Annotated in this window: 8 protein-coding genes and 1 pseudogene; 4 read left to right on the top strand and 5 right to left on the bottom strand. The window is 35.7% G+C overall.

The window, feature by feature from the left end:
• Positions 1-506: 506 nt before the first annotated feature.
• From H1P_RS39335 to H1P_RS11370, 3 genes and pseudogenes are all read right to left on the bottom strand, one after another.
• Positions 507-662, bottom strand: a pseudogene (locus H1P_RS39335) (NF041680 family putative transposase); the annotation flags it as partial.
• A gap of 165 nt (positions 663-827) precedes the next feature.
• Positions 828-2,756 carry a DNA topoisomerase (ATP-hydrolyzing) subunit B gene (gene gyrB, locus H1P_RS11375; RefSeq protein WP_144867242.1) on the bottom strand — a complete coding sequence of 643 codons (1,929 nt, stop codon included), beginning with the start codon at positions 2,754-2,756 and terminating at the stop codon, positions 828-830.
• 716 nt (positions 2,757-3,472) lie between these two features.
• Complete coding sequence (locus H1P_RS11370; protein WP_144867241.1) at positions 3,473-4,297, bottom strand: YybH family protein; 825 nt, start codon at positions 4,295-4,297, stop codon at positions 3,473-3,475.
• A 369-nt stretch (positions 4,298-4,666) separates the two neighbouring features.
• Between H1P_RS11370 and H1P_RS11365 the strand changes: the two genes are divergently transcribed.
• Entirely contained in the window at positions 4,667-6,073 is a 1,407-nt protein-coding gene (locus tag H1P_RS11365) for a hypothetical protein (RefSeq protein ID WP_144867240.1), read from the top strand.
• 150 nt (positions 6,074-6,223) lie between these two features.
• Here the strand turns inward: H1P_RS11365 and carA are convergent, their stop codons facing one another.
• Positions 6,224-7,351: a glutamine-hydrolyzing carbamoyl-phosphate synthase small subunit gene (carA, locus tag H1P_RS11360; RefSeq protein ID WP_144867239.1), complete on the bottom strand. Its 1,128-nt coding sequence runs from the start codon at positions 7,349-7,351 to the stop codon at positions 6,224-6,226.
• A gap of 352 nt (positions 7,352-7,703) precedes the next feature.
• Between carA and H1P_RS11355 the strand changes: the two genes are divergently transcribed.
• The 3 genes from H1P_RS11355 to cutA all read left to right on the top strand — a co-directional run bounded on the left by H1P_RS11355 (position 7,704) and on the right by cutA (position 10,111).
• Positions 7,704-8,720, top strand: coding sequence for a hypothetical protein (locus H1P_RS11355; RefSeq protein WP_144867238.1), 1,017 nt, complete (start codon positions 7,704-7,706; stop codon positions 8,718-8,720).
• A 164-nt stretch (positions 8,721-8,884) separates the two neighbouring features.
• Positions 8,885-9,706, top strand: a complete 822-nt coding sequence (locus H1P_RS11350; RefSeq protein WP_144867237.1) for a pentapeptide repeat-containing protein — start codon at positions 8,885-8,887, stop codon at positions 9,704-9,706.
• A gap of 63 nt (positions 9,707-9,769) precedes the next feature.
• The gene (gene cutA, locus H1P_RS11345) at positions 9,770-10,111 is read left to right on the top strand and encodes a divalent-cation tolerance protein CutA (RefSeq protein WP_144867236.1); all 342 of its coding nucleotides are present in this window, start codon (positions 9,770-9,772) and stop codon (positions 10,109-10,111) included.
• A 220-nt stretch (positions 10,112-10,331) separates the two neighbouring features.
• Here cutA and H1P_RS11340 read toward each other — a convergent pair whose 3' ends face one another.
• Complete coding sequence (locus H1P_RS11340; protein ID WP_144867235.1) at positions 10,332-11,378, bottom strand: acyltransferase family protein; 1,047 nt, start codon at positions 11,376-11,378, stop codon at positions 10,332-10,334.
• Between the last annotated feature and the right edge of the window lie 707 nt (positions 11,379-12,085).

The raw sequence follows: 12,085 nt of genomic DNA, 5'->3' as shown, positions 1-12,085 counted from the left end.
AATAAAGTGCTTGAATTCTTTCTCTTTTCTGAGAATTTTTTTCTTGTTGCAGCAATGATTGTAAGGTTTCAACTGATTCAACAATTTCTATTTTTAGGACTCCTGACACGATTTTTACCTTTTTTTCACGATCTGCCGAAGGCTGGCGCGTTGAGATCGCCTTTCTCTGTTTATAGCATATCTAAAGTTATTTGATATTACAACTGTGGTTTAGACTAAAAATAATCATCACAAAACAATTTAGCCAGTTAAAAATAGCTAAATTATCAAAATTAGCTGGGAAAAGAAGGTCTAAGCAGTTTCTTTTTGTGATTTTTTAGGGCGATAATGGCTCTTCTTGGCGATGGGATAGTTCTTTCTTTTCCTTCTTTTTTGACCAGTTTTCCACCCAGGAGACGGGGCTTACAAGCCCCTCACTTTCCACGGGTTTTGAGGGAACTAGCAGGGGTGCCAATCTCGACTAAAAGTGAAAATAATGACTGTGCCACCCTTCCAGGAGTCAAATTTTTTTGAGGACGGCTATCTTGTAGAGCCTCATAGATACTCAACCATTTTCTTCTAAATAAGGGAGACAGAGAAAACTCCGCTAAACAACCAGCATTTCTTATTGTCATCACGCTATCCATCAATTCAAATGTCGCGTCCTTAGCTTGGACTAACATCGAATAAGTTTAATGATCTGAATTTTCGATATCGGTCATATTTCATCATATTGAGATCTTTTACTAGATTCATCTACATTAAAATAACCATTAATTAATATTAATACGACTACAACTATTAATCCTAGTCGCATTAATAGTTTATTTACTGATAATTTAGACAAACTAAATATCTAAATCCATTAAATTTAATTTGGGTGCATTCGTTTCGATAAATTCTCGTCTGGGTGCTACCCTATCTCCCATTAAAACAGTAAAGATTCTATCTGCTTCTGCTGCGGATTCTATTTCTACTTGCTTCATCATACGAGTTTCAGGATTCATGGTAGTATCCCACAACTGTTGTGGCATCATTTCCCCCAAACCTTTAAATCGCTGGATGTTATAGTTAGCATTTGCTGGTAATTCAGCTATTTTTTGTTGTAAATCTCTTTCGCTATAACAATAGTAATGATTACGCCCTCTTTCTAGCTTATACAAGGGAGGACAAGCAATATAAATATATCCTTGTTCTACTAAATCTCTTTGATAGCGATAAAAGAAGGTAAGTAACAGAGTTCGGATGTGCGCCCCATCAACATCAGCGTCTGTCATTATAACTATGCGGTGATAGCGTAAATTAGAAGGGTCAAAGTCTTCTCCTTTAATACCCAATCCCAGCGCGGTAATCATAGATTGGATTTCATTGTTCTTATATATTTTCGCGTCGTCAGTTTTCTCAATGTTGAGAATTTTACCTCTGAGGGGCAAAATAGCCTGAGTGTGTCTGTCTCTTCCTTGCTTAGCACTTCCTCCTGCTGAATCCCCTTCAACCAAGTATATTTCGGACTCTGAAGGGTCACGGGAACTGCAATCTGCTAATTTACCAGGTAGAGTAGTAGATTCTAAAACTGATTTACGACGGACTAATTCTCTGGCGTGTCTGGCTGCTTCGGCTGCTTTAAAAGATTGAATGGCTTTTTCAATGATGGAATCGCCTACATTGAGATTAAATTCTAAGTATTCGTTTAGTACTTCTCCGACAAGAGAATCAACAATACCCCTAACTTCTGTATTACCTAGCTTAGTTTTTGTTTGTCCTTCAAATTCTGGTTCGGGTACTTTGACTGAAATTACTGCCGTTAAACCTTCTCTAATATTTTCCCCACCCAGGTTTTTATCGGTATCTTTTAATTTGTTGCGCTTGCGGGCAAAATTATTCATGGTACGGGTGAGAACTGTTTTTAAGCCTTCTAAATGTGTCCCACCATCTATAGTCCGAATATTGTTGGCAAAACCCAGCAGGTTATCACTAAATGCATCAATACACCACTGCAAAGCAACTTCTACTGTGACACCATTTTTTTCACCTGTAACGAAAAGAATGTCTTCATGTAATGCTTGCTTTTCTCTAGTCATGTAAGCGACATACTCTTTAATCCCGCCTTCATACAGATATATCTCTTGGTGGGGTTCATCCTCACGATTATCGGTAAAGGTAATTTTGACCCCTGCATTAAGATAGGCTAACTCTTTTAGCCTTCCTGCTAGGACGTTGTATTCAAACTCAATAGTATCAGTGAAGATAGTTGCATCAGGAAAGAAATGTACTGATGTTCCTGTTTGCTTGGGATTATCCTGATTAGGAGTAACCTGTAACTCTCCTTGGGCTATTCCTTTCTCGTAGCGTTGGATGTGGATTTTTTGATCGCGCCAAACTGTAACTTCTACCCATTCTGATAAAGCGTTAACAACGGAAACACCAACACCGTGTAAACCTCCTGAAACTTTATAACCGCCTCCACCAAATTTACCTCCAGCATGGAGTATTGTCATGACAGTTTCTAATGCAGACTTACCTGTTTTGGGGTGAATACCTGTGGGAATACCCCGACCATCATCGGTTACTTTGATTTCCCCTTCAGAAGTAATTTCGATTTCAATATAAGTACAATGACCAGCTAGGGCTTCATCAATAGAATTGTCTACTACCTCATATACTAAATGATGCAGTCCCCTTGGTCCTGTCGAACCAATATACATCCCTGGGCGTTTGCGTACTGCTTCTATACCTTCAAGTACTTGAATTTGATCTGCACCGTAACTGCTAGTCATGTAATCTCTCCAAAAAAGGCTTAAAGCTTTACAAAAGCTTTTTTATGACAAAAGACTCAAAAATTGTAACATATGAACTTGAAAGGCGGTTTAAATGTTATTTGGTGATATTTTTCTTAACGAATATAACCCCCTTTTTATTGTTCATTTATCATTTAACATTTATCAGGATTACTTTACAATACTATTGTATCATTTTTGTGACATGAATTTAAAGTTTGCAATCGCCATTTCAGAGTTATTATCTATTACTTAAAGAAAATGAAGCTGGAAAATACTTGAGGAGAGTAGTCAAACACGTCGCCAAGTTAGGGAAGAATGAAAAGGTTATTGGATAATGGGGATTGGGTATTTTACAAGGTTATGATTTTTAGACTTGAGCGATCTTTTTTAATTAAGTAGTTTATGAGAAAGCCAGATCAAATTGGGGGATACTTACCTCAAACCCCTGCCGTAAGGGTTGGAATATAAGCAAAAAAATCTTTACTTTTTCAACAAATTAATTGTTTTCTTAATAAGATAAGTTAAGGCATTAAAATCATACCTTACGAAAGACACTCTCCTCTCCCTGTAATGAGAATCTGCTTCCCGTAGACCTAGTGACCCTAACTAAATCATAGTTTTTTTAATCAAGGGGCAACAGTCTACTACTTTCTCCGAGAGATCTGGAGAATTTAATATACCTTGCTTTGACTTCTTAGACAACCTCTTGCGACTTATTCTTGAATACGAACCCGTTTTGTCACCATCGTAATACCATTTCCGCGAACGATAATGGAAGACAACCAATGATTATCACTCAAGCGGGGTGCGGTTACTACTTTAAAAATACCTCCTGCGGATAAAGGCTCTAACTCTAAGGTGCTGGGAGTTACATAAAGATTGCTACCTGTTCTTTCTTCCAAGGCTGTACCCAATAAAACACTTCCTTCTAAGGGTTCAGTTACGATCGTATCAAAATTATATTGTTCCCCGACTCTAACTATTTCTGGTAGGTTAACTTGAACTTGAGGTGGGCGATCGCCAGTAGATAACTTAGTTTCTTCCGATAAAATCTCTTGTCTAACTAATTTTTCATCACGAAAATATTGACGGGATTTAATCTTGGATTCTAAATTAACTACTCTCCCCTGACTATTTTGCGATCCTGCGATCTGAGTCACTGTTTCTGCTACTAATTCATCTCCATTTTCTTCCCAAGAATTAATAGTAGTCTCATAAGTAAGTTGGGGATAATCTGACCATGTTTTTTCTAAAGCTGCTTTGATAGATTCCGTAGTTAAGCCATCTTCATTAGTAAAATCTTCATCATAGTATTCCATTAATCGATCTAAATCTTGTTCGTTAGCAGCAGTTTCGATCTCCTCAATAGTTTCTGCTAACTCATCAGGAATATCTTGAGCCGTTTTTGCATTAGCGAAATTACGATAACTCCCCCATATTCCCAAGGTTAATAAAAGAACACTTAAAAACTTTAGCGTACTTTTACTGAAGACATTTTTGTTAAGATATGATAATGTCTGCTTGTTAGATAATTTCATTAATTTGATTTCTCCGAGTAATAATAGGGAACAAAACTGTGATACTTCGCAATGACTTTTAATTAATATTTATCTGAACTTCATTCAACCTTTATATTATGGTGTAATTTCTGAATTTAGTCTTGATTGTTGCCATTTAGGAAACTAGCAAAATAGAATAGGGAAGAGAGTTAAATAAAATTGTGGTGTTGCTCTAAATAAGGAAACTGACTTTAATAGTTTTTCAACTTTGAAACTAAAGTAATTACTAATAAATAATCTTTTGTCTTTTTAATTTCAAAATGAAAGACAGAATATTTATAGTTTTAGTCAATTCGTTATTTAATTGATAACTCTTGTCATATTTCCTCCTTACACCTTCAAAGATGAATGAAAGCTATTGTAGCAAATTTAATTCTGGGCAGCGTTGCTTGCATTGCCTCTAGCAGCCTTCCTGTATTGGCAGATGTTTCATCGCAAAATCAAAATGCGCCCGACACTCCTGCGAACTTATCCGCAAAATCACTAGAATCTCCAGGTGTCTTTGTATTACCATCAGCATATATTTTTGAAGCTGAATCAGTTGTTTATTCAATTTCTTTGGAAGATAAAGAGTACATCAAAAATGTTATTCAGCAAGACGATTGGAAACCAAATCAAAATATTTTCAACTCTACTATCGATTTGACGAGCAAAGGTTCTGGTTTAACAGATAGACTGGGTGTTTCTTTAAAAAGAGAACCCTATCTTAATGGAAATGACCAAGAAGATTTGATTTTTGGTAAGCATCATACTTTTTGGCAGAGTGAAAAGCAACAAAATTATTGGGGATTAACTACTGTCAAAACTTGGGGTGAAAGTAAAACTGGAGACTTAAGTGTAGAGCAGCTAGATTACATTGACTCTGCTCCTATTTTAGCCCCTGGGGCTTCTACTTTAACCATTTCAGGAGGAAGCAAACAAAATCTAGTCAAACATCAAAATACTCTACTGGGAAAGGTTAGTGAATTCCAGGGAGGAGTTGCTTTTCATCAAAGCTTAGCAGAAGAAGTTACTGTAGGATTAGGTTTTGTTTATGAAGACTTTTTACTTGGTTTTAGTCAGTTCACTTATCAACCAGATAATTTTCCTTTACATACTACTGTTTCTGTTTTACAAGGAAAAGAAGGCATAGAATTGTACTCTCATCTAAAATTACAGCCTTCAGAAGAAATTGTCTTCAATCTTTATGCAGATGAGAAAGACCAAAAGTTCGATTTTAATTGGGGTTTAGTTTCCGGATTAACTTTAATTGCAGATGGTAATAGTGAAACAGAAAGATTGCGTGCGGGGGCAGAATTAACTTTTAAAAATGAATTTTTTTCTTTTTTGGCGAAAGCACAGCTAAATAACAATAATGAGCTACAATGGCGAATTAATTCCAAATTAGGTAATTTTCGGCTGAATTACACCACTGATGATTCAAAAACTAATACGGAAATCAAATACAACTTTAATAGCGTTCAAGAATCGGGCTTTCAATTCGCTGTATTTTTTGAAAATAAAAACCGTCAACGTCGCAAAAAAGAAGAAAATCTCGCTGTCTGGGGTTGGAATATTCACTCGCCCGAAAAATTGGGAAAAAACCGCTATCGTTGGGAAATTGATTTAGGTTATGGCTTTGGCTCAGAAGGAGAAGGAGCAATCGCTAGTATAGGCGCAGCAATCAACCCTTCCCTCTCGATGAAGCTCAGTTACGAAGAAGTGTCTTTAACTTCCGACGAAACCAAAGTTAAGTTGGAATTAAGTTCTGATTAAGAATTCACCGAGTCAGAAGAAAAAAGTAAACAATAAATAATGAGTAATTAAGTTGCGGGTAATTGGGTAAATAGCAAATGGAGATATTTTGGCAACGAGCAGCTAACCACATTATCCTTCTTGATATTATCCCACGAAGATGGGACGGGACTAACCATCAGTCATCATCTTGACGAACTTTTCAAACAAGTAATCTGCATCATGGGGACCAGGACTAGCTTCGGGGTGATATTGGACAGAAAAGAAAGGTAAGGTTTTGTGTTGCAAACCTGCCACAGTGCGGTCATTAAGATTAAGGTGGGTAATTTCAACATCCGCGCCTAGAGAATCAGATGCGATCGCAAATCCATGATTTTGACTGGTAATTTCTACCTGCTGTTGCAGTCCTGCTGGTTGATTTAATCCTCGGTGTCCAAATTTGAGTTTAAAAGTTTCTGCACCCAAAGATAAGCCTAAAATTTGGTGTCCCATACAAATGCCAAAAGTGGGTTTTTGAAGTTTCAACAACTCTTTAGTAATACTAATCCCTTCTTTGACTGCTGCGGGATCTCCTGGTCCATTGGAAAGGAAAATACCGTCAGGATCATATTCTAAAATTTGCTCTAACGAGGTATTAGCAGGAACAACAATTACGCGACAGCCATAGCTAGCTAAACGTCTCAGAATATTGCGTTTAACTCCAAAATCGATTGCCACCACCGTAAAATTCTGCTCTGATTTTGCTGTGGCAAATTCCCATTTGTTATTGGTTTCCTCAGACCACTCATAAACTGCTTGAGTTGTTACCTCTTTCACTAGATTTAATCCCGCCATACTGGGAGCTTCTCTAACTAAAGATAATAATCTTGCCGAATCTAATATTTCAGTGGAAATACCGCCATTAATTGCTCCTAGAGAACGAATTTTGCGAGTTAATGCCCTGGTATCAATGCCATAGATGCCAGGTATTTTATATTCTCGAAGATAGTCAGGAAGAGATTGAGTAGATCGCCAGTTGCTGGGACGATAGGTAACGTTACGAGCGATCGCTGCTTTGACTTGAGGATGAGCCGATTCTTCATCTTCTGGGTTGACTCCTGTATTACCCAGTTCAGGATATGTAAAAATTACAATCTGCCCTAAATAGCTAGGGTCTGTCAAGACTTCTTGATATCCAGTCATCCCTGTATTGAAGACAACTTCCCCTACTACAGTACCTTTCGCACCAAACGACCAACCAGAGTATGAACTTCCATCCGCTAAAACCAATAAGGCTGGCTGCTTTTCTCGTTGTGCCATAGCTTTTAAACCCGTATTAATTTATTCCCAGAGAATAATGTATCAGTTATCCAGAACAATCAACATTTAATATTTTGGAAAAAATCAAATTTTTAAAATATTTAAGCAAAATTACATAATTAAAAATTAAATTTGATTAGCTCATAAAAGCATAAAGTCCTCTTATTTTTTCTAGCTGAATAGCTCTCTAAAATCGCAGTTTACTTTGATTGTCTCCAGCTACATAGATAATTTTGGTATCAGATTTTTCAGGTTAACGTTATCATAGGAGAGCTTCGATAGAACTTACGCTCACTCTCGTAAGACTATACCTATTTTGAAACTTGCTATCACAATCTGAGTAAATCAGTATATGAGTCCCAGAAAATTAACAGAAGACGATAAACAAAATATGCTTGAGTTGTACCGCAACTCAAAAGCCACCACATCTACTTTGGCATCAGAATTTGGGGTAAGTAGTTCTACAGTTAGCCGTTTCTTAAAGAATAGCCTTTCTCAAGAAGAATATGAAGAATTAATTCAGCAAAAACGTTTAGCACGCACCCCTAGAGGCGATCGCCAAAAAACCGAAGCTGTTGCTCAAGAAGTTCAAAAAGTAGAAGAGAAACCGAGTCAGAAAATCATCCTACCAATAAAAAACGATAAGGTTGAGACAAAAGAAGCAGAAAAAAAGGAAAAAGAACCAGAAATAATCTCTCCCTCAACGACCGTGCGCCGTCGTCGCAGAAGCTCTGTAAAAGCTGAAGAAGCAGAAGATACTCAAGAATTAAACACAGAAGATGTATCCATTGAAGATACGACAACAGAAAAACCTCTTGAAATCAAAAAATCATCTCAAATAAAACTTCAGACAAAGGTACAAACAGAAATTTTGCCAGAGAATGAAGATGATGAGGATGAAGATGAGGATGATGTTGATGTTGCTGTTCTCAGTGCAATGTTAGGAGAAGAAATTGACGATGAGGATGAGGATGAAGATGAGGATGATGTTGATGATAATGTTGATGATGATGAACTTGAATATCCTCATACCAGTTCCAGTACAAGCGATCTAGAAATTTTACCTCTATCAGCAGCTTCTTTTCCTCGGACTTGTTATTTAGTAGTAGATCGTGCTGCGGAGCTTATTGTAAAACCATTACAAGAGTTCGCCGATCTCGGTACAATTCCTGATGAAGAAATACAGCAAAAAACTCTTCCCGTATTTGATAATCACCGTATTGCGAAACGTTTTTCCCACCGTCGTGAAAAAGTCATTAAAGTTCCTGATGGTAAAATGTTACAAAAAACATCTCCATACCTTTATGAAAAAGGTATTACCAGATTATTAATTCGAGGTCAAATTTACGCCATTTCTAAGAGTCAATAAGTGTTTGAGTATCCAACCATTGTTAATTAATAAATACTTAATAAAGTTACGTTCCATTAAAAAATGTCATGATTAACTTTGTTTTTAGCTTAATTAAATCCTTATTAAATTACTGCTTTTATAATTGAAAGTAGTTGTCTCGATCGAGTTTATTTTAGGTTTTAATGAAGATTAATCAAGTCCTCAGACTCTATGAACAAGGATATAGAGATTTTTCAGGAATCGATTTAAGTGGTGCAGATTTAACGGGAGTAACCTTAATTGAGGTGGATTTTTCTCAAGCAAACTTTATAGGGGCTAATCTCAGCCGAGCCTTTTTAACTAAGTCTAATTTTGATGAAGCCATTTTTAATTGGGCAAATTTAAGTTGCGCTAAAATGAGCGAGGTTAGTCTCAGAAAAGCTAATTTGACTAAAGCTAATTTGTTAGGTGCTTTTATGATCAAATCTCAATTGAACTCTGCAAAACTTTGTGGAGCGAATCTCTCTCATACTAATTTAAGGTTGTCTAATTTAGAAGCAGCTAATCTCTGTGGAGCTAAGTTGCAAAAAGTAAACTTACGTCAGGCTAATTTAGCATACGTTAATTTTAATTGGGCAAATTTATATGAGGGTAGATTAACAGGAGCTTATTTAGATAAAAATGCTTTAAATGAAGTAAACTTAAGTCAAACTTTTCTCAAAGATGTCGATTTGAGTGGAGCTAATCTAGAGGGAATAAATTTTAGTCAAGCTCGCTTAAATGGTGCTAATTTGGCAAACACTAATCTCAAAAGAGCTAATTTAGTAGAAGCGCGTTTAAATAATGCTAATTTGCAAGGAGCAGATCTCCAAGGGGCTAATTTATTTGGTGCAAGACTTGTTCGAGCTAATTTAACCAATGCCAATTTACTAAATGCTCACCTACAAGATGCTGATTTACAAGATGCGATTTTAGCAAATACTCAATTAGAATCTATACAGTTGGCACATAATATTGGCACATAATAGTATTGTCTAAAAGTTAAAAAAGTTGTGCCAGTTATCTAAGCTATAAGTATTATTTGTAAAATGCCTGATAATAATTTTGAATATGGCGTAGTTTTAACAACAGTTTCTTCTGAAGAACAAGGAAAAGCGATCGCTAAATCGTTACTCAACGAAAAACTTGCAGCCTGTATTAGTATCTTTCCTCTACAATCTCTTTACACTTGGCAAGGAGAAATGAATCAAGATCGAGAATGGCAACTTATTATTAAAACTCGTCTCGATCTTCTTTCAGAATTAAAAACCAAAATTCAATCTCTTCATGACTATGAAGTACCTGAAATTATTGCTTTGCCTATTGTGGATGGTTCAAAATCTTATCTACAATGGCTGGGAAGTAACACCACATCTGATTTGTCAAGCTAAAACTTAATACAGTTCTGCCCAATATGGCTTCCCAATTTTTTTTGTTATTTGGGCAACTTTCCGTACTGCTGGAATGGCACTACCTCAATAAACAGGAAGTTAAATATTAATCTTACGATCAAATTAACGGTTAAAAAAGCGATCGCAAAAACTTTCTCATCTGCTCTAGTTATCGTGGATTTTGTGGTTGTAAGTTAACAAGAATCGAGAGTAAATAACTCTAGAATTTCTCCTTGAAGATAGATTTTTCTGGGATTAAATATAGATTTTTCTGTGATTTTGTTAAGCGTTTAGCCAGGTCAATCCAATATCTTTCATAATAAAAAGTAGAAAGATGGGCAAAGCCAAATGTCAACAAAAAAGATATTGGACGTTTAGCATACTTAACTATACCTTCTCCAGAACCCAACCATCCATGATAAGTTAGGGGATGTATGATATATAAGGCATAAGATACCTTGGCTAGATATTTAAGTATTTTTAATTTTAACCATTGAGTTAATGGAGATTTTTCTTGATAGAGAGTTGCTGCTACTAAAGTTACTGCCACATAAGCCCTAAAATAATTAAGAGTAGGAAGAGCCTGATGACAGAAAAAAGGAAGTAGTATAAAAGGAATAAAAGGATTTATTCGTCGAAAAAACTGCGGTAAAGTTGTTCCTAATTTATTTTCTTTAACTAAAGCCAAACAGCAACCCACTGCTATTTCGTCAACTCTAAAAAGAGTTACATGAGAAGAAGGTTCAGCAAAATAGATTCTAAAACTGGTAAACAATAAACAGAGAGGAATAATAAAAATTAGTCCTTTTTCTTTGAAAAAAGCAAATAATAAACCAATGAAAAGATAAAACTGGATTTCGATGCATAAACTCCAATAATGTCCAGTTACACTAGTAAAAGAATCTGGTAATAAATTTTCATAAAATAGAAAGTGATTTAAGTAATCACTTGAAGATGCTCTCACTATGGGTAAAGCTACGATTAAAAAAGCCCATGCCAAAGGAAGAATCCGTAAAACTCTTCTAATAATAAAATTTTGAATATTGGGATGGTAGAGTAATGTTGTGGCTATCAAAAAACCAGAAAGAGTAAAAAATATGCTCATACCCACTCTTCCAATTGTTTGATTCAAATGCCAACTTGATAAACCCACTGGTAACATATGAGCAGCTAAGACACAGAGAATACTGAACCCTCGCCATCCATCAAGCACATTGTAGTAAGGCATTTTGCGCTGTAAAGGTGTTGTGTTTTTTATTCTTACCATATAGTTAAAAAGCGAAAGAATCTACCCATCAATACCAATAAAAAATTGATTTGTCGCTCAAAGGTGTGTGTTTTTATAGCGATCAAAACATTGACTAAATATAATAATCTACAGAACAGTCAAATTTTTTTTGACTATTTATTTTTGATTCAGGCTTGAGCCTTATCTACTTACTTAACTTTTTAAAGTTACTATTTATTTTTGCTTTTAGATAGATTAGAAATAGCTTCTTAATGGAAATTTCATCGCAAATCTAGATTTTATGAAGCTTAAATAAACTATTCAGTGTCTAAGTAAAAATAAATATTCTTTTGTGAGTAATTTTCCGTAAGTAAATTGACGTAGCCTTAAATATTTGTTTAAAATATGAGCTTAATTTCTATGGTTATTAAAATATTTATAATGATCCCTGAACAAGAACAAAAATGAGCGCAATATATAGAAGCGATTGCTGCTTTATTTGACAAAAAAACTGAATCAGAGCAAGTAAGAGTTTAGCTAAAATTGGAACTATTTTTGAGAGCAAACTCTTCAATAGGTTACTCCTCAATTAGGAGTTTCTTGACGCGCGTTCGGTTCGGGACTGATTCCGTCATCTCACGGTGGAACTTGTATGCCCCGTTTGTGCAGTAGGTCGGCGACGTTGAGTTTCACCGCTTTTTATTGTATTGGACAAGCCACAGGGACAAAAGCAGGAAGAAGCAGAA

It is taken from the genome of Hyella patelloides LEGE 07179 (genome assembly GCF_900659865.1).
GTDB lineage: Bacteria > Cyanobacteriota > Cyanobacteriia > Cyanobacteriales > Xenococcaceae > Hyella > Hyella patelloides.
The sequence above is the reverse complement of the archived record's forward strand: the minus strand, read 5'-3'. Positions and strand labels throughout refer to the sequence as shown.